This is a genomic window from Paenibacillus sp. NPDC056722 (genome assembly GCF_042790635.1).
Lineage (GTDB): Bacteria > Bacillota > Bacilli > Paenibacillales > Paenibacillaceae > Paenibacillus_AQ > Paenibacillus_AQ agri.
The window spans coordinates 229007-254673 of the sequence record NZ_JBHTYV010000004.1; the positions used below are offsets into that span (position 1 = coordinate 229007).

21 protein-coding genes are annotated in these 25667 nt (G+C 48.0%); 8 read left to right on the forward strand and 13 right to left on the reverse strand.

The window, feature by feature from the left end; translation table 11 throughout:
• Nucleotides 1–72: 72 nt before the first annotated feature.
• The 3 genes from ACFRAM_RS12490 to ACFRAM_RS12500 all read right to left on the reverse strand — a co-directional run bounded on the left by ACFRAM_RS12490 (nucleotide 73) and on the right by ACFRAM_RS12500 (nucleotide 4683).
• Nucleotides 73–2034 carry an ABC transporter substrate-binding protein gene (locus tag ACFRAM_RS12490; RefSeq protein ID WP_379466133.1) on the reverse strand — a complete coding sequence of 654 codons (1962 nt, stop codon included), beginning with the start codon at nucleotides 2032–2034 and terminating at the stop codon, nucleotides 73–75.
• 145 nt (nucleotides 2035–2179) lie between these two features.
• Nucleotides 2180–3928: a sensor histidine kinase gene (locus ACFRAM_RS12495; RefSeq protein WP_379466134.1), complete on the reverse strand. Its 1749-nt coding sequence runs from the start codon at nucleotides 3926–3928 to the stop codon at nucleotides 2180–2182.
• Between the two features lie 2 nt (nucleotides 3929–3930).
• Nucleotides 3931–4683, reverse strand: coding sequence for a response regulator transcription factor (locus ACFRAM_RS12500; RefSeq protein ID WP_379466135.1), 753 nt, complete (start codon nucleotides 4681–4683; stop codon nucleotides 3931–3933).
• Between the two features lie 473 nt (nucleotides 4684–5156).
• Here ACFRAM_RS12500 and ACFRAM_RS12505 point away from each other — a divergent pair, with 473 nt between their 5' ends.
• The 3 genes from ACFRAM_RS12505 to ACFRAM_RS12515 all read left to right on the forward strand — a co-directional run bounded on the left by ACFRAM_RS12505 (nucleotide 5157) and on the right by ACFRAM_RS12515 (nucleotide 9091).
• Nucleotides 5157–6224 (forward strand): M23 family metallopeptidase, encoded by a 1068-nt coding sequence (locus ACFRAM_RS12505; protein ID WP_379466136.1) that lies wholly within the window; start codon nucleotides 5157–5159, stop codon nucleotides 6222–6224.
• Between the two features lie 125 nt (nucleotides 6225–6349).
• Nucleotides 6350–7366, forward strand: a complete 1017-nt coding sequence (locus tag ACFRAM_RS12510) for an ABC transporter substrate-binding protein (RefSeq protein ID WP_379466137.1) — start codon at nucleotides 6350–6352, stop codon at nucleotides 7364–7366.
• Nucleotides 7367–7474: 108 nt separating this feature from the next.
• Nucleotides 7475–9091 (forward strand): helix-turn-helix domain-containing protein, encoded by a 1617-nt coding sequence (locus ACFRAM_RS12515; RefSeq protein ID WP_379466138.1) that lies wholly within the window; start codon nucleotides 7475–7477, stop codon nucleotides 9089–9091.
• A gap of 43 nt (nucleotides 9092–9134) precedes the next feature.
• On the opposite strand, the gene ACFRAM_RS12520 is transcribed toward ACFRAM_RS12515, so the two are convergent.
• The 5 genes from ACFRAM_RS12520 to ACFRAM_RS12540 all read right to left on the reverse strand — a co-directional run bounded on the left by ACFRAM_RS12520 (nucleotide 9135) and on the right by ACFRAM_RS12540 (nucleotide 13698).
• The gene (locus ACFRAM_RS12520; protein WP_066370297.1) at nucleotides 9135–10367 is read right to left on the reverse strand and encodes an aminopeptidase; all 1233 of its coding nucleotides are present in this window, start codon (nucleotides 10365–10367) and stop codon (nucleotides 9135–9137) included.
• A 58-nt stretch (nucleotides 10368–10425) separates the two neighbouring features.
• On the reverse strand, nucleotides 10426–11766 hold the full coding sequence (locus ACFRAM_RS12525; RefSeq protein ID WP_379466139.1) for a sensor histidine kinase: 1341 nt from the start codon (nucleotides 11764–11766) through the stop codon (nucleotides 10426–10428).
• 1 nt (nucleotide 11767) lies between these two features.
• Entirely contained in the window at nucleotides 11768–12493 is a 726-nt protein-coding gene (locus tag ACFRAM_RS12530) for a response regulator transcription factor (protein WP_379466140.1), read from the reverse strand.
• A gap of 148 nt (nucleotides 12494–12641) precedes the next feature.
• Nucleotides 12642–13232, reverse strand: coding sequence for a hypothetical protein (locus ACFRAM_RS12535; RefSeq protein ID WP_379466141.1), 591 nt, complete (start codon nucleotides 13230–13232; stop codon nucleotides 12642–12644).
• Between the two features lie 118 nt (nucleotides 13233–13350).
• The gene (locus ACFRAM_RS12540; protein WP_175374654.1) at nucleotides 13351–13698 is read right to left on the reverse strand and encodes a hypothetical protein; all 348 of its coding nucleotides are present in this window, start codon (nucleotides 13696–13698) and stop codon (nucleotides 13351–13353) included.
• A gap of 82 nt (nucleotides 13699–13780) precedes the next feature.
• Here ACFRAM_RS12540 and ACFRAM_RS12545 point away from each other — a divergent pair, with 82 nt between their 5' ends.
• Together ACFRAM_RS12545 and ACFRAM_RS12550 are read left to right on the forward strand one after the other, a co-directional pair.
• A complete protein-coding gene (locus tag ACFRAM_RS12545; protein WP_379466142.1) occupies nucleotides 13781–14923 on the forward strand; it encodes a VanZ family protein in 1143 nt (380 codons plus the stop codon).
• A gap of 71 nt (nucleotides 14924–14994) precedes the next feature.
• Nucleotides 14995–16431 (forward strand): serine hydrolase domain-containing protein, encoded by a 1437-nt coding sequence (locus tag ACFRAM_RS12550; RefSeq protein WP_379466143.1) that lies wholly within the window; start codon nucleotides 14995–14997, stop codon nucleotides 16429–16431.
• Between the two features lie 77 nt (nucleotides 16432–16508).
• Here the strand turns inward: ACFRAM_RS12550 and ACFRAM_RS12555 are convergent, their stop codons facing one another.
• A complete protein-coding gene (locus ACFRAM_RS12555) occupies nucleotides 16509–17267 on the reverse strand; it encodes an exodeoxyribonuclease III (RefSeq protein ID WP_379466144.1) in 759 nt (252 codons plus the stop codon).
• Nucleotides 17268–17676: 409 nt separating this feature from the next.
• On the opposite strand from ACFRAM_RS12555, the gene ACFRAM_RS12560 reads away from it, so the two are divergent.
• Complete coding sequence (locus ACFRAM_RS12560; protein ID WP_379466145.1) at nucleotides 17677–18840, forward strand: MFS transporter; 1164 nt, start codon at nucleotides 17677–17679, stop codon at nucleotides 18838–18840.
• A gap of 370 nt (nucleotides 18841–19210) precedes the next feature.
• Here ACFRAM_RS12560 and ACFRAM_RS12565 read toward each other — a convergent pair whose 3' ends face one another.
• Nucleotides 19211–20062, reverse strand: a complete 852-nt coding sequence (locus ACFRAM_RS12565) for a helix-turn-helix transcriptional regulator (protein WP_379466146.1) — start codon at nucleotides 20060–20062, stop codon at nucleotides 19211–19213.
• A gap of 123 nt (nucleotides 20063–20185) precedes the next feature.
• Between ACFRAM_RS12565 and fabF the strand changes: the two genes are divergently transcribed.
• The gene (gene fabF / locus ACFRAM_RS12570) at nucleotides 20186–21424 is read left to right on the forward strand and encodes a beta-ketoacyl-ACP synthase II (RefSeq protein WP_379466147.1); all 1239 of its coding nucleotides are present in this window, start codon (nucleotides 20186–20188) and stop codon (nucleotides 21422–21424) included.
• Between the two features lie 125 nt (nucleotides 21425–21549).
• On the opposite strand, the gene ACFRAM_RS12575 is transcribed toward fabF, so the two are convergent.
• From ACFRAM_RS12575 to ACFRAM_RS12585, 3 genes are all read right to left on the reverse strand, one after another.
• The gene (locus ACFRAM_RS12575; protein WP_066370325.1) at nucleotides 21550–21819 is read right to left on the reverse strand and encodes a NifU N-terminal domain-containing protein; all 270 of its coding nucleotides are present in this window, start codon (nucleotides 21817–21819) and stop codon (nucleotides 21550–21552) included.
• Between the two features lie 75 nt (nucleotides 21820–21894).
• Nucleotides 21895–22641, reverse strand: coding sequence for a VOC family protein (locus ACFRAM_RS12580; protein WP_379466148.1), 747 nt, complete (start codon nucleotides 22639–22641; stop codon nucleotides 21895–21897).
• Between the two features lie 487 nt (nucleotides 22642–23128).
• Nucleotides 23129–24196: an ABC transporter ATP-binding protein gene (locus tag ACFRAM_RS12585; RefSeq protein WP_066370345.1), complete on the reverse strand. Its 1068-nt coding sequence runs from the start codon at nucleotides 24194–24196 to the stop codon at nucleotides 23129–23131.
• 234 nt (nucleotides 24197–24430) lie between these two features.
• Between ACFRAM_RS12585 and fabV the strand changes: the two genes are divergently transcribed.
• Nucleotides 24431–25621, forward strand: coding sequence for an enoyl-ACP reductase FabV (gene fabV, locus ACFRAM_RS12590; protein ID WP_379466149.1), 1191 nt, complete (start codon nucleotides 24431–24433; stop codon nucleotides 25619–25621).
• The last annotated feature ends 46 nt before the right edge of the window (nucleotides 25622–25667 follow it).

Consider the following 25667-nt stretch of genomic DNA (forward strand, 5'->3'; position numbering starts at 1 on the left):
GATAACCCTCCAACCGATGTTGTTATATCAGGTAGACAATTTAATCGAGGCATTTACAGCTAAGAACCTCATTTAGTTGGAATCTTTACCCGCTAACCAGTCAGCTAGCTCCTCCGTCTGAGAGAGCGTTGCGATGGGATCAAAGTACCAGGATTTATCCTGACTCCAGACATATATTCGATCATTTTTAACCGCTTCCAGTGATCCCCATACAGGATCAGCCTTGAAATCTTCTATAGTACGCTCATTCGTTGTAATTACAATATAATCTCCTGCAAAATCAGGCAGCGCCTCCTCTGATATCTCCACCAGCTGCTCCTTCATGAGCAGATCTTTCTTAGCTGCAGGAGGGTTCAGTCCAAGCGCAGTGTAAACAGCTTGTCCTCCGCGGCCAAAATTGTCTCCAAAAGCTAATGTGCCTTTTTTATTGTATTGCATAATTGAAAATTCACTGTTGGCAGGAATCGCCTTAGCTACACGTTCTTTGGCACTTGAAATGCGCCGATCATACTCATCAAGCCACTTTTTCGCCTCAGCCTCTTTACCAAGCGCCTTACCAAAATAAGTGATTTCTTCATGCGCATTCTTTAACTCTCCGAATGGAACAACGACTGTAGGGGCAATCTTGCTAAATGACTCGTACAGTTGATCATTGCCGGTAATAATCAGATCCGGATCCAATGCCAGTACTTTCTCTAGCGAGATAGCTTCATATTCCCCAATATTCTCTACACCTTGAAGAAATTCTTTGTAATAGGGATTTTTCAAATTCAGTTCCGGCGTCCCGACCGGCGTTATTCCGAGAGCAATCATGCTTCCCAAATACAAATCAACTATAATACGCTTGGACTCAGCCGGAATTTCAATCTCTCCATTGATCGTTGATACCGTTCTCGTCTTGGCCACTGTACCACTGTTGTCAGTCGCATTAGAGGACGTGGTCGATCCTGTATTTCCTGATGCTGAACCAGCTCCTCCAACCACTGTATTCCCTGCACCTGTCGAGCACGCGCTCAGCAACAGCGTCAAGGTGAACAACAAGACCAAGGCCATGCTTGATTTGGAATTTCTTTTCATTTGTATAGACCCTCCACGTTTTAATCGATAATGATTATCATCATCATTAACAATATAACGTGGCCGCCTACCGGTTCCAATAGATAATCCCGATAAAATAAATGGACGATCTTCTGCTAAGCCGCGCTGCCTTCCCAGCGTCCGGAAACGAACTGGTGATAGACTGGTGTGCTTTTTGAATACTCGACTAAAATAATACACATCCGAATATCCTACTTCTGCCGCAATATCCCGTAAGGTTGCGTCAGTTGTGAGCAATAGTTCCTTAGCATGGCTCAACCTGACTTGAATTAAATAGTCAATCGGGCTTGCCCCAGTCTGCGCCTTGAAAGTCATCGATAGATGGCGGGGACTGTAGTTCAGCTGTTCTGCGATGGAATCCAGTGATATGCTTTCCTGATAATGCTGTTGGATATAACGAATCGCCTGGGAGACGAGATTCGGCTTGTGTGTCTCTACACCCTGTGAATCCAACTGCCACAGTAGCTCGTGGACGAATTGGTAAAAGAGTCCCTTGACCTTAAAGCGCTCCAGCTCTCTCGCATGCATCCACACCTTCTCCATCCCTGCGAGGTAGCGAAGCAGTGACAATGGTTCCTGCGGTTTAAAGCCATATTGAAGCGAAAACGGCTTGTTCAGCTCCATAAGCAGTGCAAGCTTTTTCCCCCTTGGAAGAGCATTTACTGCCCGGTAGAACAATAAGTAATATTCAAACTCCTCCTTCACTACTATATCCAGGCGCATCCCCTTCCCCCCGTGCAGCACATGAAATTGCCTCACTTCATGCACCATACCATCCAGCTTTAGGCTGGCTGAGCCGCGGATGCTATAAAGGAACCCGCTTGCAGGTAGCAAATAGGCTTCCAACAGCTCGCTAGGATTCATCACGTTATGCCTGATGTCCAATATTTTCACAGCAGCTTGGTTCCATAGCGTAATATGCTCATCCAGATTCAATACGCAATCATCTCCATTCCAGCCCTTTTCGCTCTTTAATGAAGAGTCTCTATTCGACCTAGTTATTCAAAATCCCCTATAATTGCCCCTAATAGTAAATTCCCATTCATGCCTGCTTCATTATAAGTGATAATCGTTCTCACCTTCAACTCCAAATTAACCAAATCGACGTCCCTTTACCAAGACCCGACTTCACAACAATCCGGCCGCCCATCGCCTCAGTGAGTCCTTTGGAGACGGCTAATCCCAGCCCAGATCCATCGGTTGAAGCACTGGTATTGCCTCCACGGTAGTAACGCTCGAACAGATTGCTGACCGTTCGCTGATCCATCCCCTGCCCATTGTCGCTAAAATGTATCATCATTCCCTTTCCCATATCACCGGTAAGGGTAACTGTAAGCTTCGTGTCGGGAGAATTGTGGAGCAAAGCATTGGCTGTCAGATTATTGACAATCCGCTCCAGCCAAGGCGTATATAGATGTACCCTAATCTCTTTGGGTGCAGCTTGATAGATGATCCTTCCCTCGCCGTATGCGGGATTCGCTGCGGCTTGATCCAGCGCATTGGCCAACCAGCCGTTCAGCTCGATCTCTTCAGTCAGCGGCGGCGTGATACCATTTCGGATACGGTAGGAGATCGCCAGATCACTGATCAATGTATCTATATGCGCAGATTTCTCCAGCATTATCGCGGAGAACTTGCGTACTTCAAGTGGTGACCATTCATATTCCTCTTCCGCCAGCAAATGGGCGTAACCCTTGATAGAGGACAGTGGCGTCTTCAAATCATGGGTAATCCCGCTGATCCATTCCTCACGCAAGATTTCCGTCTGGCGGCGGGTCTCCTGCTCGCGCTGCAGGCTGTCCGACAATTTATCGATAGATAACATGACATCTCCGAACACGCGATAACGTCGTCTCCATTTGCCTGACTTCATCCGGCTGCGCGGCTGCCCTTTCCGGTCAGCCGGTTCTTTAAAGGACGATTTGCCGAGCGAATCCAGCCAGGCCAGCATATGCAGCATAGGGCCGCCAAATCGGTGAGCGTTCAGAAGGGAAAGTAGAGCAAAGATGATCAGGGTTGCGATAAGCATAATTGCTGCGCCTGTCCAAATGATGCGAGTCTCTGCCGAAATAAAAAACTCTTGTGCCGAATAAATGTTGGCGTTAAGGGGTAATCCAATCACCCAGGTCAAGCTAGTATCTTCATCATAAGCAGATGAGATGTCATAACCGTATCTGTCACCATACTCTGAGCGCAGCGCTAGTTCTTGAACATTATAATGGTCCGGGACCGATGAGGGACGATTGAAGGAGGCTAGTTCCGCGCCTGAACTATCAATTAGCTGCACATATCCTTTTTTGGCATACATACGATCAGCTACGCCTTCCGGGAGCAGTAACCTGCCCTCTGAATATGATGGACTGCTTTCCGTGAGCGTTTTCAGCAAAGGCTCCAAGGTTTTGGGAACGCCATATAGCAATGTGTAGAGAACACCGTTTTTCTCCTGAATCCACAAATACAGGCCATAAGGAAACTCCTTTTGTCCTTGCCAGTAAGCAATCAGCTCTCCCGGCGCATATTGTTTGGGCACATCGCTTGGCGTATTGTAGGATTTCTCTACCTCTCCCTCTTCGTTGAGGCTTTGCAGCCAGCCGTGATTCTTCTTCACCTGCTCCAGCAGTTCGGGATCGAAGATAACACCATCCTCCCCGAACTGGGAAGACTCCACAAGTCGCTCCAGCCCTACTGAGTAAAAATTGTTCTGCAGTCTAACATCATTCACGCGCCCCATCACCCACCAAATGGTGCAAGCGGCGATCATAAGCACGACCAGGCCGGCAATGACGGCATGCAGAACGAATCTCAATGTTAATTGTCGCTTGATGTTCATGTCTACAAAGATCTCCTCTGGTTTTCCTGTACGAGCTTGTATCCCATTCCTCTTACATTCACCAGAAAGACCGGGTTGGATGGCTCCCGTTCAATGCGTTCTCTGATTCTGTGGATATGAACCATAACCGTATTGTCATCGCAAAAGGCTTCCTCGCCCCATACACTTTCGTACAGCTCCGTTTTGGTGAATAACCGGTTGGGATGCTTGCACATAAACAGCAATAGTTGAAACACTAACGCGGGACAGGCAACCGTTTGCCCCTCTACCCTCAGCTCCCCGGCGACCTCATCAACCTGAAATCTTCCGAAATCATACACGTTAGCCGACTGGCTGTTGCTGTCCTTGCCTGGCTCTATTGGTCTACCGGTAGTGGCTTCTTTTTCCAGATAACGACGCAATTGCGATCTGATCCTCGCAACCAGTTCCAACGGATTGAATGGTTTTGTTATGTAATCATCGCCCCCAACCGCGAAGCCGGTCAGCTTGTCAAAGTCGGATACGCGGGCTGATAGGAATAAGATCGGTGCATTCGTCTTTTGCCTAAGAAAAGGACAGATCTCAATCCCGCTTCGTCCCGGCAGCATCACATCCAGCACGATCAAATCATATGTAGTCACGGAACAGGCCGCAATGGCCTCTTCTCCGCTTCCGGCAGAATCAACGTGGGTATATCCTTCCTTACGTAATACGGTCTTCATCAGCTCTATAATGGAATCCTCATCATCCACGAGCAGAATGGAAGCATCTTTCATCCCGGGTCCTCCTCCACACTTCTTGTCTTCCCTCATCTTAACATGAATTCATTCCATAGAAGTGTTGACTCGCACCTTAACAGAAGCTTAATTCTTCTAGATAAGACGAATTTAAGATTCGAACGTAAGACTCGATCGTCACTACGGTAAATGTTTGGACTTTCGGCCGCTGTTGTCCCCAGATTTCTTCTTTAGAAACCGCTTCTAGCGGTTGAAATCCGGTGAGGGTATGCTTCCGAAGGGAGCTTTCCTACGGAAAGCTTTCAGGCGGATGCTTCCGCTCCTACAGTTCCAAACCTTCCCCTTCATTCTCTCTCGCTATTTGTTATTTTCTTTTATTCGTTTTATACAGGCCTACTCTGCTAAAAATTAAGCTACTGATAAGCCCCCGTTACATAAGCCGAAAAGTTACGTTGTTACAATAAAGATGTGAGAAGAACAGATGGCAAGCAACAAGCCAAGGAGGAACAGAAATGAACAAAAAGCACAAGACATATGGCAGGCGAACGATAGGGTATACCAAAATGATAGCGGGAACAGCAGCGTTAGCCGTTCTGCTCACCGCTTGTGGAGGAGGAAAGGCAGTGGAGAATAAGGAGACAACAACTGCAACGGGTCAACAACAGGCAACGGCGAGTATGAACACTTCTGCAGAGCAGCAGCCAGAAAGTACAGCCACATCCAAGGTTCAACCCGAGGCACTGGCACAGGAAATGTTGAATGGTAATTTCAGCGGTATCTACCAGCGTTTCAGCGACCCTTTTAAAGAAGATATTACGGAAAAAGAATTCAGCGAGATGTCCGCCTCCTTCATAGCAGGCGTTAAGTCCTTCACTCCCGGCTACGTTAGCCTTCTAAATGGCGGAGATCAGCGCTTCTGGAAAAGCGATGCCGGAGACAAAGGAATTACGGCCCTTTTCGATCCAAACGGGACTATCTTTCAGATGGCCATCACCCACCTGGAGACTCATCCGGATACCGACAAGATCAAAACCAAGATTGCCTATGAGTTGCCCCTGCACGGGGACTGGTACATCTTCTGGGGCGGTAACAATGAAATGGAGAATGCACACTACTCCTTTGCCGCCCAGCGTTACGCCTATGACATTATCCGGGCAGTTGACCATTACTCCTTCCAAGGCGATCCGCTAAAGAATGAAAGCTACCACGCTTTTGGACAAAATGTACTGGCTCCAGCCGACGGAACTGTAGTCTCCGTAGTGAATGATATCGCCGACAATGTACCTGTCGGAGTAATGAACGAAAAGCATCCTGAAGGCAATGTGGTAGTCATTAATCACGGTGGCGAATACAGTTATTTGGCCCATCTCAAAAAGGACTCAGCTACCGTAAAGCCCGGCGACAAGGTCAAAACAGGTGATGTCATCGGACTGCTCGGCAACTCAGGCAATTCCAGTGAACCTCATCTGCACTTCCAGGTATCGGACGGCGCAGATCTTTTCAAATCCCAAGCCATCAATATTCAATGGAAAAATAATCTAGATCCGATAAAAGGAATGACCGTCACCGTTAATCCATAGACATGGCGCCACACTTTAATCCCAAAATAAACTCATTTCTATCCATTTCCCTCTGTGTAATGATGTAATATAGTTATTCAGAGTCATTCGTGAGAATGATTATCATTACTGGAGGGTAAAAAACGATGAGAATATTCAGAAAATCAAGAATGGCCCTGCTTGCCGGGCTCCTTCTTCTTACTATGCTTGCAACAGCTTGCCAGCGGGGCAACAACGCAGCAGAAACACAAGAGGTGGCAGCAACCGCCGCGCCAACGGCCTCTGCCCAGACTGCAACACCACCCCAGGCTCCCGCCGAGACTGCCGGTGCTACCCGCCAGTATACGGATTATAGCGGCAAACAGATTACCATCCCTGTCGCGCCCAAAAATATCGTAGCGATCCAATATGCCGGCGATTTGTTAGCGCTTGGCGTAAAACCCGCCTATGTGACGGACTATGCTAAGCATACTTACGGCGCGGCCTTGGACGGAGTTAAAAGTGTTGGCAACCGCCCTGTGAGCCTTGAGAATGTCCTGGCCGCTGCGCCTGACTTAATCTTGACCGATGATACAGGCGATGCCAGTGAGGGAGAGCAGTTAGCTAAAGTTGGACCAACAATCACCCTGCCATTCTGGACCGAAGACCCTTTCCTTCATTTTAATCAGCTTGCAGAGATTTTGGGCAAACAAGCGGAAGCGCAAAGCTGGCTGGAACAGTATCACGCCAAAGCCAGCGAGGTGAAGCAAGCTATTGGACCAAAGGTAAAAGAAGGTGAAACGGCGCTGCTGCTCATTATCTCCGGCAAAGATTTGGGTATATCCGGCATCCGCAACGGCGGGTATACTCTTTACCGCCAGTTAGGCTTCACGCCAACTCCAGAAATGAAGCCCCTGTTGGATAAGAACGAGAACTTCGGCTTTGAGACCCTATCACTTGAAGTTCTGCCCAAGTATAGCCCTGACCACTTGTTCGTGGAGATGGATGACGACAGCGAGCTAACCCAGTCTACCTTTGAACAATTGAAAGAAAGTGGTGTCTGGAAATCTTTGAATGCTGTAAAAAATAACAAAGTGTATACCGTCTCCAACAAATGGGGTCTCGGTGACGCTACTTCTCTATATGCCCAGTTGGAAGAAGCACAGGCGCAAATTGTAAAATAAACAAATATAGCATTACCGTGAAGAAATCTTTCAACCGGATGGTTGAAGGATTTCTTTTTTTGCTTTACTATTGTGATAATTATTCTCAATTAGAAAGAAGGCTGCTGCATGAGCGCTTCCGAATCCTTCCCTCTGAATGACCTGCTGTTTATTCAGCAGTCACTGATCTTACAGCAGCGTGATGCTAACTGGACGTCCATCAGCACCTGCTCAGACAACACCTATACGCTAATTGCCGTTACCGAGGGTACGGGTAGTCTTCAGCTCAAAGGGCAGCACCGTAAGCTCCAGAGGAGCGATTGTTATTTACTTCTCCCGAATACGGTGGCCAGCATCACCAATGATACTAATGCGCAATTAAGCTATTATGAATTAATCTTCACTCCTCTTAGTGTGGAAATTCAAGGACAGAAATCCTCTGCTCTGCTTCCTTACGAAGGGAAGCTTAATGCGTCTCCGTTCTTTCAATTATTGGATTATCTCCACAAAATATCAGGGCTTCAAACCAGCCGCAGTGGTCTGAACGCCCTTCGCGCTCATCTGGATTTTCAGGAACTATTATATTTCCTGTTCAAACAGAACGACAACGTTCAGCGCGTGCCAAACTCTTTACTGGCCGTTCAAGAAACCATTGATCAGCTGCTGCAAGATTACGGCGATGATATCACAGTAGAACAGCTGGCGCAGAAAGCCAATATCGGTATCTGGCAATATCGGCAATTGTTCAAGCAGCTGACAGGCCTTAATCCAAACGAATATATTACACAGCTCAGAATCAACCGGGCCAAGGAAATTTTGTTAGTGTCCGATGCTCCGCTAACCGATGTAGCTCATAGTGTGGGCTACAAGGACGAGTACTATTTCAATCGTCGATTCAAAGAAATTGTCGGCACCTCCCCCCGCCAGTACATACGCAGCCGCAAGTCAAAATTGAAAACCGTTGCTTTTACCCATTTGGGTGACATTCTCTCCCTGGGTACCAAGCCGCTAGCTGTAGAAAAGCACCTGCTAGAATGGCTGGATAATGGTTGCACCGAGGGGATTCAAGGCATTGATACCTCCTCCTCAGGTCTGGAAGAAATCGCCCGGCTTCAGCCGGATCTAATTCTTGTCAATGACTACACCGATCCCCGGTTTAAGGATGGTCTGGAGCAGATTGCACCCACTGTCCAATTAAATACCCGGCGCGTAGATATCTTTGCTGGATTAAGGGATGTCTCCGAGCTTTTGGGAAGGCAGTCGGAGGCCCGGGCTTGGCTGGCCCGGTACAGGCTGAAGGCTAGACAACTCAAGGAGCGCACGCGGACAAGTATCCGCAGAGGGGAAAGTGCTGTTTTTTTCCATGTCGTTCATGACAATATCTATTTGTACCGACCAGAGGAATGCCCCGTGCTGTATGACGTGCTAGGACTGGAGGTTCCCTTCCCGCTTCAGCAGTTGATCGCAGTCTCCCCTTCAAGGATGTTCATCCCGGCAGACCGCTTTGCGCACTACGAAGCCGATCGGATTTTTATCGTCTGCGGCCATATGCCCGGAGCCCGCGAAACTTTCCAGCAGATCGTGCACAGTAAAGCATGGCAGGCTCTGGAGGCGGTTCGATCAGGACATGCATACTATGTCAATGAGCATTGGACACTGGACAGCACTATTGCCCTGGAATGGCAGCTGGACGGTATGCATGCCCTGCTCAAGAGCAAAAAGGCCGTAAACCCAATTTACTGGTGAGGTTTACGGCCATATCTTTTTTAACGTTTATTTTCTAACCAACTTACAGTACCCAATTCCCTTTACGGAATACAGGTTCAACTGTTCCATCCGCTAGTTCACCATCAATGTCCAGCTCTGCGGAGCCGATCATGAAGTCGACATGCGTCAAGCTGACGTTCGCACCTCTAGCCAGCAGTTCTTCGTTGCTAAGCTTCGTGCCCCCTTCGATATTCACCGGATAGGCGCTACCGAGCGCAAAATGACATGAGGCATTTTCATCAATCCCTGTATTATAGAAGATTCGGTTCAATCGAGAAATTGGAGAATCATGCTGCACCAGTGCCACTTCTCCAAGATAAGACGCACCTTCATCTGTCTCAAGCAATGACGTCAAATGCTCACGACCTGATTCAGCTTCATAGGCCACAACCTTACCATCCTTAAACGTGAACGAAAGTCCTTCAACCAAACGCCCATTCAGATTCAAAGGAAGTGTACTAGCAACCGTACCATTTACTCCTGTACGATGCGGCATGGAATAAATCTCTTCGGTTGGCATATTCGCAACAAAATATACGCCATTATCGTTCTCACCGCCACCTCCACGCCACAGATGCCCTTCTGGAAGCTCTACACGCAGATCCGTTCCCGGAGCGCGGTAGTGCAGGCTTTTATAACGTTTAGCATTCATTCTATCCTGACTTTCTTTCAGCCCAGCAATATGCTCTCTCCATGCTGCTACAGGATCATCGCTGCCCACGCGGGTCATCTGGAATACGGCTTCCCACATTGCATTAATCCGCTCTTCTTCAGGGAGATCAGCAAATACTTTATTCGCCCAAGCACGGGTTGGAGCTTTAACAAGTGACCAGCTAATCTTACTATTACGTGTATATTTAGAATAGTTCTTACGTGCAACAGCAGCCGCTTTAACAGCCCTGGATACCTTGGAAGAATCAATTCCGTTGAACAATTCCGGATCAGGCACTTTAATATGTAGAATGGCGCCGTTCTCTTCAGCAAACTTCTCCATCATATCGGCCTGCCACTGCGGATAATAATCGAAGGAATCCTCTGACGCTTTCTCGTAACGAATACGTGTTGTTGCCTCATCTTCCCAATCCACAATTACATATTTCGCTCCTGCTTCATAGGCCTTGCCTACAATCAGGCGGGTCAGCTCTACCGTTTCCATTGGAGCATGCACCATCAGCACCTGTCCGGGCTGTACATTTACCCCAACCTTTACTACTAGCTCTGCATATTTGTTTAGCATGTGCTCAAAGTTATCCATCGTATTTTCCTCCATCTCTCTAATCTTCGAACTCTAACTGTCAAATGCTATGCCGAATCTACCCGCTTTTAGAAAACTCATCCTCATATTTTAAAAAGCTAAAGCAAGCCCCTCCAAGTGATGAACGGGTATAGCTCAATTCCCCGTTTAATCTAGCCGCGATTCCCCGGCTTATCGCCAACCCCAGTCCAGTCACACCATTGGAACCGGTATAGAAGCGTTGAAAAACAACTTCTTGCTCCTCGTCGTTCAAACCAGGGCCGTCATCTTCAACATGGATAGCCCAGGCGGTTCCAGTTCCAGGACCTTCAATCCGCACTTTAACCCGACTCGAAGTATGTCTGACAGCATTCTGCAGCAGGTTGAGCAGAATGCGGAATAGCTGCTCGCCGGGAATCATTACCTGTAGTCCTGCCCCTGCGAGTTCCAGCCTGACATTCCGCTCTGCAGCAGCAGGCAGGAGAAGCTGTACCGCTTCCTCCGCAATACTTCTAAGGTCCAGTGCTTCGGCGGGCCAGTGCTCGTCGACTGCTTCCAGCCGCGAGAGCTGGAGCAGCTTGTCGACCATATCCATGAGCCGTTGGGACTGCACGGTAATGATGTTCAGCCCCTCTTCCTGGGAAACTACCTGATCTTGAATAGCATATACAAAGCCGTGAATGGACATCAGCGGTGTCTTCAGTTCATGGGACACATTCTGCAAAAATTCAATCTGGTTGCGTTGATGCAGCCGGATACGGCCGGACATGGAATGAAAGGTTGTGATCAGTTCGCCAATCTCGGTCCGATCTCCTTCAGGGAAATCCTGGATCTGGGCGCGATTCGGCTCATAGCTTCTTACCGCCTCTTTCAAGCGGTTCAACGGACGAACGACCCGTGATACGGTCAGAAGTCCGATGACCAGTATACCAAAAAAGCTCGCGGCAATCGACAGCAGCGTGGTCCGCATCAGCGATCCATACAAAGCTCTTAGCGAGGAGAGCGGAGAATAAACAAAAATACGATAAGGCAGCCCTCTTACCGATTCCTCATTGTAAAGCACTTTTTTGCCGTGGAGCGTAGTGATTCCTTCGCTGGCCGCCACCGAATCATGTAGCGTCTTCCCTTCCTGTCTGGTATCGCTGGCGTCGATAATCTTGTTATGACTGTCGAGCAGAAGATAGTCGGCATTCATCATCAGGCCCTTCACGACAAAGCGAAATTCAGTGCTGCTCAGGCCATCAATATCCCCTTCGTGCAGAATCCTGGCTGCCTTCAGTGCTTGAATATGCAATTGGGACTTCACCTGGTTCACTAGAATATCATCAATCAGGCGTACAAACAGTAACACGGTGATCCCAACTGTAACCAGCATGGCAATGAAGAGAGAGAGCAGCATTTTAGCCCGGATCGTCCTCATGCTACACCTTCCGTACAATGGCTTTGTAACCAAAGCCCCATACTGTATCGATCTGTAACATGGAATCCAGCTCACCCAGCTTTTTGCGGATTCGCTTCACTAGATCATCCACCACTCTTACATCGCCAAAAAAATCATATTTCCACACCTGTTGAATCAGATGCTCACGTTCAAAGGGACGTTCAATATGCATAGCCAGAAACATCAGCAGCTCGAACTCCCGCGAAGTCAGGCTAAGTGAGATGTTACCCACAGTTATTTTGCGAAACTCCGGTTGAATCTCAACATTACCGAATTTGTAAATACTTTCACTATTCTCATGTACAGAAGCTTCTTCTGCAGCAGCAATGCCCCCTGACCCTCCTGACTTGGCCAGACGAAGCATCGCTTTGACACGACCTACCAATTCACGGGGATTGAAGGGCTTGCTTAGAAAATCACTGCAACCTAGCTCCAGCCCCTGAATACGATCATTCTCTTCACCCCGCGCCGAGATCATAATAATCGGCATTTCGGTAAAGCTGCGTAGTTCCGTTAACAGACTTAGCCCGTTAATTCCAGGCATCATAATATCCAGAATGAGACAGTCCGGGGTGTTGGCACGGACATGTTCCACCAAATTGTGGCCGCTGGAAAAGGAGGTTACATCGTAGGTTTCCTTACGTAAATACTCGGAGAGCAACTGCAGAATGAAAAGATCGTCGTCCACGACTACTATTTTGCTCATAATACCTAGCCCCTTCACCGTTCGTTGTTCAAAAATCTGTTCTTTCAGGTTATCATAAATGACAATAGACGGGTATCCTTTTACGGTCCCGTCTATTGCCTAATATTGCACTATTATTTATTTTACAACTGTGACCTAGTTGCTAATCTTATTTCTTTTTAGGTTGAACAATTACCGGATTCGCGGCAGTTTCCTTTTTAGGCGTGCTTTTTACCGGAGCTTTCGCCACTGGTTTTTTCACTATTGGTTTTTTGGCCACTGTTTTTTTCACTACAGGTTTCTTAGCTACTGGTTTCTTAGCTACTGGTTTTTTAGCAACAGTTTTCTTCACAGGAGCTTTTTTGGTAGTTTTAGATTTTGCAGCAGCTGTTTTCACAGTCTTTGCTTTAGCCTTAGCTGGAGCTGCTTTAGTTGTCTTAGCTTTTGCAGGTGTTGCTTTAGTTGTTGTAGTTTTGGCTGGTGTAGCTTTGACAGGTGTTGTTGCTGGTGTAGATTTCTCAGGTGATGTGGTTTTTGGTGCAGTAGCAGTCTTGGTTGTTTCTGGTTTGACAGCAGTCGTTTGGGGCGGAGTGACTTTAACACTTGAAACTGGCTTGGTAGAAGTTGTTGCAGGCGTTACAGTTTTTACAATTGGGGTAGCCGGTTTAACCGGTCCTGCTGCTGCAAACGCGCTAGTCGCTCCACCCAGTACACTTACTACTGCCATCACCGAGATTACTTTTTTTGTCCATTTGTTCATCTTGAACACCTCTTTCTTTAAAGTATCTTCATCTTAGCAGGCGGTTACGGCATTTCTGTGGGAAAAATATGAGAAAAGTATATGAAAAAAGGCCGCAGCAGTCTGCGACCTTTCTAAGCTATTTTTTATCCACTTGAAGCAAAGTTACTGTCTTTAACGTATAGGTATGATGGATACGCTCATCTGAGATCACGTTCAGCTTCACAAGACTTGCCACTTTGGCCGGGTCTGCTCTGGACAGCAAACGCCATACCTCGGGGTCAGACAGCGTCTCATAGAGTTTGGCATCATCATATTCCTTACGGTTCTGGACAACAAGCTTGACCTTATAACTCCCAAGCTCGGCATCACTGGAATCCTGGCTGCTACAATAGGCGATTATCTCTTCCCGAAGTCCGGCCAGTTCCTTCTCAATCTCTTTCTGCTTCTGCTTGAGTTTATAGTACTGCTGTACCTTCTTCTCCATTGCATCACGCTCCTCTATGACATATCTATGCCTGAAGAGCCGATTAAATAAGTATGCAAAATAATCAAACGGTAGGTGTATCATGTTTCAATCGTATCTGTTTCCTATTTCTTATGCTTTTATGACGTTTCCAATTGCAGCACTGTTCTTTACGCTGCCGTTTATGATCGTCCAGTACCGTAGACATGGCTATATCCATAAGGTTAGGGCGTTAATACTGTATCTGCTCCTGCTCTACTTGATGAACGCCTTCTATCTGGTCCTTCTCCCACTTCCGGCTTCCCGGCATAATCTGCCGCCCACCGGCAACTCGATCCAGAGTATTCCTTTCCAGTTTATTCAGGATATCATGCAAAGTTTCCGTGCGGGATCTGCGGATGCTCCGAAGTCCTACTGGTCCATACTGAGTGAACCAGCCTTTCTTCAGGTTCTGTTCAATGTTCTTCTGACCGTACCCTTCGGCATGTTCTTGAATTATTATTTCCGTACCCGCTGGGTGGTATGTCTCATGCTGTCCTTTAGCCTGTCCCTCTTCTTCGAGGTCACACAAATTACAGGGATTTATGGGATCTACGACCACCCTTACCGTGTCTTTGATGTGGATGATCTCATGGCCAATACGCTGGGCGGGATCCTAGGCTTCCGGGCAGCCTCCTGGATAGCTGGATTACTTCCAAAGATTGAACAGCTGGATGCGCAGGCCAATCTTGTAGATAAACGGGTGACTTCCCTACGTCGCAGTATTGCGTTTATGATGGACATTTGCATAGTCTTCCTTTTCTATCTGGCACTTCGCTTCCTTTACGTACCAGGTGCCTATTGGATTGCAACAGGGCTCTACTATATCCTGCTGCCGTGGTTGACTAACGGGCGAACCGTTGGCAAATGGGTTGTACGAATTCATCTGCAAGGATTAAATGGAGCAAAAATCTCCCTCTGGGGGCTACTTAAGCGGTACGGGGTACTTTATTGGGTATTCTTTGGTTTGCAAGTACTGCTCCTTGAACCAAAGGTAGTAGATGTCTTATCTTCTGCATGGTATCTACGGTTGCAAGGGTTGTTTCTGCTGGTTGATCTTCTATTCTTTATTCATCTGATGATCAAAGTCTTCAAGAAAGACTCCATGCTGTTCTATGAGAACATCAGTGGAACCATACATGCCATTTCCTGGCCGGAGAAAATAGGGGCCCAAACAGAGGATATACCCCCAGTTTCTGTGAATTAGGGATTGTTCATAGCAATGGAAATTGATTACAATAGAAGAAGCAACGTAATCAGAGCAGAGGAGAGAATAGAATGACATCTAGCATAAATGTAAGCCTGCCAAGAAGTCTTCCTGAAGCACTTGGTATAGACTCTAGGGCGATTGAACGTTTTCTTGCCGCTATAAGCAGCAACGGAGTGGAACTACATAGCTTTATGTTGCTCCGGCACGGCCAGGTTGCCGCCGAGGGTTGGTGGAATCCCTACAGTGCAGATCTTCCACACGCCCTGTATTCGGTCAGTAAGAGCTTCACCTCAACGGCTGTAGGTTTTGCTGTAAAAGAGAAGCTTCTTACGATAGATGATCTCGTTATTTCATTCTTCCCTGAAGACTTGCCAGAGAAGGTCTCCCCTTATTTGGAACGACTGGCGATTAAGCACTTACTCATGATGGCCTCCGGACATACGCAAGACATTACGGAGACCATGAGCCAACAGCCTGATGGCAACTGGGCCAAAGCTTTTTTCGGGGTCCCTTTGGAGAAAGAACCTGGCACTCATTTTCTTTATAATAACGGAGCTACCTATATATTGTCCGCCATTATCCAGAAGGTGAGCGGTCAGAGTCTGCTGGACTATCTGAAGCCCAGACTGTTCGCCCCGCTCGGCATTGTTAACCCGGTTTGGGACACTTGTCCACGCGGAATCAGTGCAGGTGCGTTTGGCCTTAGTCTGATAACAGAAGACATCGCTAAGCTGGGACTGCTATACCTGCAACAAGGAGTATGGAACGGAGAACGCCTTCTGGACGAAGATTGGATACAAGCTGCAACCACGAAGCAAATTGACAATGGTGATAACCCAGACAGCGACTGGAACCAAGGTTATGGCTATCAATTCTGGCAGTGTCGCCATCAAGCTTACCGTGGTGACGGCTTCTTCGGCCAGTTTTGTCTGGTTATGCCGGAGCAACAAGCCGTAATCGCCATTACAGGCGCACAAGGCGATATGCAGATTGTTCTGAACACGATCTGGGATCATCTGCTCCCAGCGATGGAACCTGAGCCGTTAGCTTCAAATGAGGCCGAAGCAGAACGGGTGGCTGTTCAATTAAGGGAGCTGGCGATTCTTCCGCCCCATGGTCTCGATTGTTCGGAAAATGAGGAAGTGATGAACGGACAAATTTATAAACTGGAGGATCCACATGGTTGGCAATCATTTTCTGTAACCTTCACCGGGAATGAAGCCGTGATTACTATGATCCACAAGGAAAATTCATATATTACTAGAGCCGGCCGGAGTGCTTGGCTGGCGGGAAGAAGCAGTTTAATAGAGGAAAAAGATCTTAAAGTAGTCAGTTCCTTCACCTGGAAAGACGCAGATACGTTTGAATACACGATCCGGTTTATTGAAACAGCTGTCCTCATCACAGTGGAAGTAAAAGTGGATGAACAAACCATTGCGCTGAAGGAAAAAGTTAACGTGGTTCCTGATACAGATAACCGTGATGCTATAATCGGAAGAATATAGTTCTCCAACCTCCAATCTTTTAATTACAGACAGGGCGCTCCGCACCATTGTACATGGCTGCCGGAACGCCCTTTTTGTTATAACCCCTCAACAACCAGTGTAATCGGACAATGATCACTGCCCAGCACATGACATTCAATGCCTGCGGATACCAGCTGTGGGGCCAATCTGGACGAAGCCAGGAAGTAGTCGATGCGCCAGCCGACATTCCGTTCTCTCACTTTTGGCATATAGGACCACCAGGTGTAAGCCCCCTCAAGCTCAGGATAAAAGGTTCTGAACGTGTCTATAAAGCCGGTGTCTAGCAGTTCTGTCATCTTGCCTCGTTCCTCATCCGTGAACCCGGAATTACCCCGATTAGCCTTAGCATTTTTAAGATCGATATCCTCATGAGCGACATTGAGGTCTCCGCACACAATGACCGGCTTGATGGCATCCAGTCCCTGCAAATAGCTGCGGAAGCGATCCTCCCACTCTAACCGGTAATCCAGCCGGGCAAGGTCTCGCTTGGCGTTAGGCGTATATACATTTACCAGATAAAAGCCCCCGTATTCCAGGGTAAGGATCCGCCCTTCTGCCTCTTCATCGCTCTCCAGTCCATATCGCACGCTAAGCGGCTCGACCTTGCTGAATACCGCCGTCCCCGAATAGCCCTTCTTCTGCGCATAATTCCAATATTGGTGATATTCCTCATGCTGTTCCAACGAGATTTGCCCCGCCTGCAGCTTGGTTTCCTGGACACAGAAGATATCGGCATCCATCTCTTTAAAGAAATCATTAAAACCTTTGGTCACACAGGCCCTCAGGCCATTCACATTCCATGATACTAGCTTCATAATCTCATTTTCTCCATCTCTGTTGTTTTGGGTTCAACCACTGATTCTAACTTATATAAGCCGAACTTAAGATCCGAACTTAAGACTCGGTCGTCACTACGGTGGAATGTTTGGACTTCCGGCCGCTGTTGTCTCCAGATTTCTTTCAATTTTTCCGTTGGTTGCGGTGAAATCTGGAGACAGTCTATGCTTCCGATGCGAGCTTTCCTGCGGAAAGCTTTCAGGCGGTCGCTTTCGCTCCTACAGTTCCAAACTTCCCCCTTCGTTCCTTCTCCCTTTTAGTTTCTTTTTTTGTTCGGTTTATATAGATTCATTATTTTCGTTTTACTCATAACCTACTGGAAAATCATGTTACAATATAAGGACGAGTCAACATAATCTATGGAATACGTGAGGGATCAGAACTTCTATGAACGCACCAAGACTTTTAAGAGGCTTTAATTTTTTGTATTTTGCATTACTGGCGATGTTTATTCCCTTTCTTCCCGTCTATTTGGGCGAACAGGGGCTGAACCCGGCCCAGATCGGATTTATAGTCGGAACCGGGGGCTTCGTCACGCTTATCGCTCAACCGTTGTGGGGGATGATCAGCGATAAAACAAAAACAATCCGCAAGGTGCTGCTGCTTCTGCTGCTGTTCTCAAGCATTATCGGATATCTGCTATACGATTCTACCAGCTACATCCTGCTCGTCTTGTTCGCTATGTTATTATACTTCTTCCTCATGCCGATTGACCCGCTGACTGAAAGCCTTAATTTCAGCATCGCTGAGGCTTCCGGGGTCAGTTACGGGTCCATCCGTACATATGGTGCGCTGGGATATGGAGTGACCGCTCTGGTTACCGGATATGTGATGTCTTATTGGGGGGCGCACAGCATCGCCTGGCTGTTTGCAGCCATTGGCGTAGCCAGCTTTGCTATAAGCTGGATTATGCCTGATGCGCCAGTCGCCAGCAAGCCTGTCACGCTGAGCAGTCTCAAGCAATTCCTAAGCAATAAAGAGACTTTGCTGTTCCTGGTGCTGGTCTTCATCTGCTCCGTTCCCGCTCGAATGAACGACATCTTCCTGGGCGTATACATCAAAGAACTGGGAGGTAGCCCGGAGTTGGTTGGACAGGCATGGTTCTTGGCGGCATCCAGTGAAATCGCGGTGTTCGCCCTCAGCTTCTGGTGGCTGCGCAAGGGGAAGGAACTGATTATTATCACCTTCTCGGCTGCTTTTTATTGTGTTCGCTTTCTTCTCTCAGCGTGGATTACCGATCCGCACTGGCTGGCCTACCTGCAAATTCTACAGCTCCTGACATTCCCGGTTTTCTATTCTGCCGCGATCCAATATCTGTACCGAATTGTCCCCGTGGAATGGCGGGCTACAGGTCAGACCGTACTTGCCCTGCTGTTCTTCGGCGTATCGGGTATTCTCGCCTCTTATGCAGGCGGAGCCATGTACAATAGCTTTGGTGGTCAAACGCTATACTTGACGATTTCCATCATGTCCTTCCTGGGCATGACCGTTGGATTCCTGCTGTACCGGGTGTACGGTAAGCGGCCTCTCCGGGGAGAGGATGCTGCGTAGCTGAAGACGAGACACTTTCGCTTAGCCCTATTAAAATGTGCTGATCTCCTAAGTCATTTAAGAAGGCATTGATAGATTTCCAGCATATCATATTCTATCAAAGCGAAAAGGAGGTCATCGGAATAGCAATCTTATTACCGCAGCAATCTTTTTTTTCTGCACCCTGTCTTCGGCAAATCCTATTACGAGAATCTGGCCGGAGCCGTATCCGGCACGATTGAAATCGCTACCTCCGATTTCTAACGCATTTACCGAGTATCCGCCCATACTCACCCATTTAATTCCCCTTCTTGGCATCACTGACCGCACTTTGGTTGGTGATGCTTTTAAGTATGAAGATCTGATCCTTAAACACCCCGGGCTATCCCCTCTAATTCAACTCGTGCTGCTCTAGTAATTGCTTCAGCTTCGCTTCTGTATTAGAATCTCCTGCTGGCGTATAGATACTGCAACGTAGATCCGTAGTGCCGTGCACTTGAAGCGAGGTGAGATGAAAAAGCATTTTCCCGGCCTTGGCATGCCTGAATTCAAGCACCACATCCGGCGCTGTGCTGACACGGCTCTGCTCCCAAAGCTCATTAAAATCAGGATGGGTTCCTCTCATCTCCGCAATAAAATCATCGTACCATTGGTCCTCAACGTACTGACCGTAATAGGCACGGAAAATGGACAAGTAACCGCTCACGAATTGCTCCCAATTCACAGCGAGACGCTGGAACTCCTTGCGTACAAACAACAGTCGGATCATGTTTCTTTCTTCAACAGGCAGCTTGGAAAAATTGAGAAATACATGCGCCGCTGCCTCATTCCAGCCGACAATCCCGCAACGCCGGTCCGAAATAATCGTCGGGCAATACTTCAGCTCCTGCAAAATCTTCTGTAGGGACGGGCTGATGGCCGAAGGCTCCTCTTGCGGTAGCACGGGGTTTCCGGCGCCTGTCTCCAAAGCCAGCGCGAACAGATACTTTCGTTCATCCTTGGTCATCTGTAGTGCTGCCGCTATACAGTCCAGGACGGACGAAGAGACCTTGATATCCCTCCCTTGCTCCAGCCAGGTATACCAGGTACTGCTGACGCCTGCCAGTTGCGCGACCTCTTCTCTCCGCAGGCCCGGCGTACGCCGCCTTGATCCCTCTGGTAATCCCACGGAAGACGGCGAAATGGCCGCCCGGCGTGCCTTTAGAAAATCGGACAACGCCTGAAGTCTCGTCTGATTGGACATACTGTTAATCCCCTCCTTAACGCTGAATTTATTATATCACTGATTATACTAGGATAAACTACAACTTGTAATAGGATATTGAAAATGAAAAAATAAACCTACACTTATTTGGGAGGTTGCATTATGGAACGCGTAGTTATAACAGGCATGGGATTAATCTCGCCGCTGGGAAATTCGGTGGAGGAATTCTGGAATGGATTGATTCAGGGGCAATCTGGCATCACGCAGATTACTTCTTTTGATACATCAGCATTTAAGAGCAAAATCGCGGGGGTGGTACATGACTTCGATGCAGAAACCAGATTCGGCCGTAAGGAAGCCCGGCGAATGGATCGATTCACTCAATTTGCGCTGGCCGCCGCAGAGGATGCCTGGAAGCATTCCGGTCTTAATCTTGAAGAGATTGACCGCGAACGGCTCGGCGTGTATGTCGGCTCAGGTGTCGGAGGCATCCAGACCCTGATGGAGCAGGAAGCTGTGCTGAAAACACGCGGCCCGCAAAAGGTCAGCCCAACACTGATTCCGATGCTGATCTCTAATATGGCGGCAGCAACGATCAGCATCAAGCTCGGTGCATTGGGACCTACATTATCCCCGGTCACAGCATGCTCTATCGGCAATACCGCGATCGGAGAGGCGTTCCGCCTGATTCGTTATGGCGGCGCCGATGTCGTCATTTCCGGAGGTTCCGAGGCCGCGATTACAGAAATCGCACTGGCAAGCTTCGGCAATGCCACTTCGCTCTCCACGCGCAATGACGAACCGGCCAAGGCCAGTCGCCCCTTTGATGGCAGCCGGGATGGCTTTGTCATCGGTGAAGGCGGAGCGATAGTCATTCTGGAATCTCTCTCGCACGCCCTGCGCAGAAACGCCGTCATCTACGGCGAGGTCATTGGCTACGGTGCTAGCTCGGATGCCTATCATATGGTCGCGACCCATCCAGAAGGCATCGGCGCCTACCAAGCCATGAAGCTGGCCCTTACCGAAGCAGGGGTACAGCCGGAGGAGGTGGACGTGATTAGTGCACATGCCACCAGCACCCTTGTCGGCGACCGCTCCGAGACCATGGCGATCAAGAAGCTGTTCGGCGAGGCCGCTTACCGTATCCCGATCACGGCGAACAAATCCATGACTGGACATGCTCTGGGGGCCGCGGGTGGCCTGGAAGCGATCGCTCTGATCAAGAGCCTTCAGGATGGAATCATCCCTCCCACCATTAATCAGGAAACACCTGATGAAGTGTGCGATCTAGATTATGTACCAAATACAGCCCGCAAAGCGGATCTTAACATCGGTATCTCGAACTCCTTTGGATTTGGCGGTCACAACGCCGTCATTGTGGTTCGTAAGTACGAAGAGTAACTGGTCAGATGAACCTTTGATCGTAGAGACGAGCGAGCCTTAAATGGGAGAATCTTAAATTCGTCTTATATAAAAACCCCCAGATTCGCGTACTCGCGATAACTGGGGGTTTTGCTTTTGTTGTCCTATTCGTATACTGTTGTAAAGGCTTGCTCCACTTGAGGCAAGATTTGATCCCACTCCGCATCCGGGAGTTTACTCACCGTTACGAAATCACGGATACCAAAGATGTTATCGATACCTTCAATGGCCAGCAGCGCTTGTGCCAAAGGATGCTCTGTCGCATCTCCGCTTTTTAGGGATGTGCTTGAGGGTCCCTCAAAGATAGTTTGGTTGGTGTTGATTTTGACCGCATTGGGATTAGGTGTGTTCTGAACATTGATTTGAATAGACATGGTACCACTCTCCTTCACAAGCCATTGTAGCACGGCTGTCCTGAATTGCCCAATTTGTACGTTTTTCTAAAGTGTCTAAGTGTTGCGTATATGGAGATTATGCATATCTATCTCCTTGCCAGCATAAAGCGGATTGCTGCATGCCAGAAGAACTTCTACTTTATAGTCACCTGCATTTACAAAACAAATCCGCTGCGCACCCAAATGAATGGTTATGGTACCATCCTTCTGCTCGTAATCATCGAATAATGCGCATATGATCCGAATGTCATCTACAGTTAGTTCACCGTGAATGATTACCTCTGCAATCCCCTCAACCCCTTGATCCCGACTGTTCGGCACCATATATTGCTCCATAAACTTTCGAGCTTTCTCATCATTCATCTGCTGGAGAAAGAATTGAAAAGGCACGCCGGTGAATTCAGGCAGGTATGCGTTACGCCAAGGCATCGTCTTGGTTAAAAGATTGAAGAACCAGCGGAACCTAAGCGGCTCTGGCGGGGTTGCATCAACGCTCTGGCTGCGAAGCTTATGATAGATGTCTTCAATGTTCTCGACTTCCAAGGCGAAACCAATCAGCCCTCTATGCCCGGCAAGATATTTTGTAGTCCATTCCTGAACCCATCCCCCACCGTCCTTAGCTTTAATTCTGACGAACTCGAAGTATTCCTGCCCAATCCAGAGATTGGATACTTTGAACCCTTTTGTCCCCTTGCCCCATTTGGGCATGTAAGGCAATCCTATAGACTCGATATCGGCTATTCTCTCTTTATCTTCTTGTATGTAAGCGTCTATATTCACGACCAAGTGATCAATCTTCAAAGAATCACCTCACCTAGAATAAATTCTATTGGTAAAATTTTATAAATAAAGTGTACCACAGGCTGCCACTATAGAGAACTACAGGACTAAAGCTAACTGCATCCTTAACCACACAGAATTTCATTCTAAAAACATAAAATTTTGATGGGCCTACCTCAAAATCAGTGCTTGCTCCGTCAAGTAGCGGACTCATGAAACCTTTGTTGGTAGGAAATAACGTCATCTGAGTCGGCTCCTTATCACAGGACAACTTCATATTGGAAATAACGGATATACAGTCCGTTAGACCTATTATTGAATTTCAACCAGCTAAAAGAATTGTTTTCATGAAGCAGATTTAACAATCCCTTTTGGCAAGCACTGATTTTGATGTTGAGATAATTTTCTATAAAACACAAAAAACCGGGCCGCTGCTGCGACCCGATTACTATATAAGCCCCTTGCAGGACTTAAGCATTGCTATTAAAGTTAACTTGTACATCTATTGTTACAGGACTACGCCTTCGACCAAGACAGGCTGCTCATACGTGTTCTTCAGAACGCGTTGTCTCTTCTTTACCACTTCAGGCGGTTCTACAGCAGGCGCCATCGGGTGCAGCAACCAGGACTTCACGAAATGCGTATCTGATACTTTGTAAAGTGGTGGCTCTTTCTCCATGTCAATCTGCATAGCATACGTACTACGCAGGGCAAATGCATCGCCCTTAGGCGGTTTGATCAGATCGGGAGGCGTTCCTGGAATTGCGGTAAGCAGGGAGCCTTTGCTCTCCAGACTTGGCATGGAAGCCAGCAGACCCCAAGTGTACGGATGTCTCGGATCATAGAAAATCTCTTCCGCGGTACCGGTCTCAACAATCTGTCCAGCATACATTACGGCAACCCGGTCAGCCATTCTGGCAACAACCCCGAGATCATGGGTGATAAAGATAATCGAAGTACCGATCTTCTTCTGCAAATCCTTCATCAAATCCAGAATTTGCGCCTGGATCGTTACGTCGAGTGCAGTCGTTGGCTCGTCCGCAATCAGCAATTTCGGGTTAGCTGCCAGTGCCATCGCAATAACGACACGTTGACGCATCCCGCCACTGAATTCATGTGGATACTGCTGGAACCGTTTCTCAGGAGAAGGAATTCCCACAAGTGAGAGCAGTTCAATACCACGTTTGACGGCGGCTTCCTTGGTGATTTCCTCGTGCTTGAACAGCACTTCTGTAATCTGCTTACCGACCTTCATCATCGGGTTCAGCGAGGTCATCGGGTCCTGGAAGATCATACCGATCTCCTTACCGCGAATCTTCTGCATTTGCTTCTGAGTCTTGCCGATTAAATCCTGTCCTTCAAACAGAATTTGTCCGCGCTTATAAGTACCTTGTGGTTCAGGTACGAGCTTCATTACCGCTTGTGAAGTTACACTCTTACCGGAACCGGATTCACCAACAATCGCAAGTGTCTCACCTTTATCTACATGGAAGCTAACACCCCGGATGGCTTGTACTTCTCCACCACGTGTGTTGAATGAAATCGCTAAGTCTTTAACCTCTAATAGGCGCTCCATCTTATCACGTCACCCTCTCAATTTCCCGAAAATTATAATAAAAAATCTCATTCCACGATGAGCAATAAGTATAATTTTATCTAGTTTTATAGCTCTACGTCAAGCGTTTTCTGAAATTAACAGGTGTTCAATTTTTATTTCAGCTTCTCCTTTGGAGAAGTCCTTGTTAAGATAAGAACGAGCTATGTCAATAGCTATTCCCCAATTCTATCATTGAAATGAGGTAACGTCATAATGATGATCAAACCGAGAACGCGCGGCTTTATTTGTACAACGGCCCATCCCGAAGGCTGCGCCGCCCAGGTGGCGGAGCAAGTGGAATATATCACCTCACAGCCGCCGATCAGCGGACCGAAAAAAGTCCTTGTGATTGGAGCCTCAGCCGGATACGGGCTTGCTTCACGCATTGCTGCAGCTTTCGGGTCACAAGCAGCTACAATCGGCGTCTACCGCCCCAGCACGGCCAGTGATAGCCGCACAGCATCCACCGGCTGGTATAACTCCGCAGCTTTTGAGAAACTTGCCACAGAAGCGGGCCTGCAATCCTATAGTATTACCGGGGATGCCTTTACCGATGAGACAAAGGCTCGTACGATCGAGCTGATCCGCAGCGAACTGGGTGAGGTTGATCTTGTCGTATATAGTGTAGCCACGGCACGCCGAACTGATCCGGCAACTGGTATCAGCTATACTTCCGTTATCAAACCTATTGGCAATGTATATACCAACAAAACAGTCAATTTTCACACCGGAGAAGTCAACTATGTTACCTTAGACCCCGCTACTGAGGAAGAAATTGACGCTACTGTAAAAGTGATGGGCGGCGAGGATTGGAAGCTGTGGATCGATGCCCTTGACGAAGCTGGCGTGCTGGCAGACCATACCGTTACGGTTGCTTTTTCTTCCATTGGATCAGAGCTGACCCCGGAAATTTACCGCGCCGGCTCTATCGGAAAAGCCAAGGATCACCTGGAAGCGACAGCCAAAGAACTGAATGCCCGTCTATCTACGCGCGGTGGAAGAGCTTATGTAGCCATTACCAAAGCATTGGTCACTCAGTCTAGCTCCGCAATTCCAATCGTCCCGCTGTACATTTCCTTACTTTATAAGGTTATGAAAGAACAAGGCCTACACGAAGGCTGCATTCAGCAGGCGTATCGACTGCTCTCAGAACGTCTGTATGCTCCGGAAGGTACACCAGTGGATACAGAAGGCCGTATCCGCTTGGACGACCTGGAGATGCTTCCTGCGGTCCAGGAGACCATAGCCAAGCTCTGGGACGAGATCACTACAGAGAATATCTACGAACTGTCAGATCTTCAAGGGTACCGGCGTGAATTCTTCCAGTTGTTCGGTTTCGAGACAGAGGGCATAGATTATGAAGCTGAATCTAATCCTATTGTCAGTGTTCCCAATGTCCGCTAATCTTTGCACAAGTTCCCTTTAAAACACATCAAACAGGCCGGAATCC

Coding starts and splice junctions, on each gene's coding strand:
- ACFRAM_RS12495 (WP_379466134.1), bottom strand. CDS start 3,928: ATGAACATCAAGCGACAATTAACATTGAGATTCGTTCTGCATGCCGTC.
- ACFRAM_RS12500 (WP_379466135.1), bottom strand. CDS start 4,683: ATGAAAGATGCTTCCATTCTGCTCGTGGATGATGAGGATTCCATTATA.
- ACFRAM_RS12505 (WP_379466136.1), top strand. CDS start 5,157: ATGAACAAAAAGCACAAGACATATGGCAGGCGAACGATAGGGTATACC.
- ACFRAM_RS12510 (WP_379466137.1), top strand. CDS start 6,350: ATGAGAATATTCAGAAAATCAAGAATGGCCCTGCTTGCCGGGCTCCTT.
- ACFRAM_RS12515 (WP_379466138.1), top strand. CDS start 7,475: ATGAGCGCTTCCGAATCCTTCCCTCTGAATGACCTGCTGTTTATTCAG.
- ACFRAM_RS12520 (WP_066370297.1), bottom strand. CDS start 10,367: ATGGATAACTTTGAGCACATGCTAAACAAATATGCAGAGCTAGTAGTA.
- ACFRAM_RS12525 (WP_379466139.1), bottom strand. CDS start 11,766: ATGAGGACGATCCGGGCTAAAATGCTGCTCTCTCTCTTCATTGCCATG.
- ACFRAM_RS12530 (WP_379466140.1), bottom strand. CDS start 12,493: ATGAGCAAAATAGTAGTCGTGGACGACGATCTTTTCATTCTGCAGTTG.
- ACFRAM_RS12535 (WP_379466141.1), bottom strand. CDS start 13,232: ATGAACAAATGGACAAAAAAAGTAATCTCGGTGATGGCAGTAGTAAGT.
- ACFRAM_RS12540 (WP_175374654.1), bottom strand. CDS start 13,698: ATGGAGAAGAAGGTACAGCAGTACTATAAACTCAAGCAGAAGCAGAAA.
- ACFRAM_RS12545 (WP_379466142.1), top strand. CDS start 13,781: ATGTTTCAATCGTATCTGTTTCCTATTTCTTATGCTTTTATGACGTTT.
- ACFRAM_RS12550 (WP_379466143.1), top strand. CDS start 14,995: ATGACATCTAGCATAAATGTAAGCCTGCCAAGAAGTCTTCCTGAAGCA.
- ACFRAM_RS12555 (WP_379466144.1), bottom strand. CDS start 17,267: ATGAAGCTAGTATCATGGAATGTGAATGGCCTGAGGGCCTGTGTGACC.
- ACFRAM_RS12560 (WP_379466145.1), top strand. CDS start 17,677: ATGAACGCACCAAGACTTTTAAGAGGCTTTAATTTTTTGTATTTTGCA.
- ACFRAM_RS12565 (WP_379466146.1), bottom strand. CDS start 20,062: ATGTCCAATCAGACGAGACTTCAGGCGTTGTCCGATTTTCTAAAGGCA.
- fabF (WP_379466147.1), top strand. CDS start 20,186: ATGGAACGCGTAGTTATAACAGGCATGGGATTAATCTCGCCGCTGGGA.
- ACFRAM_RS12575 (WP_066370325.1), bottom strand. CDS start 21,819: ATGTCTATTCAAATCAATGTTCAGAACACACCTAATCCCAATGCGGTC.
- ACFRAM_RS12585 (WP_066370345.1), bottom strand. CDS start 24,196: ATGGAGCGCCTATTAGAGGTTAAAGACTTAGCGATTTCATTCAACACA.
- fabV (WP_379466149.1), top strand. CDS start 24,431: ATGATGATCAAACCGAGAACGCGCGGCTTTATTTGTACAACGGCCCAT.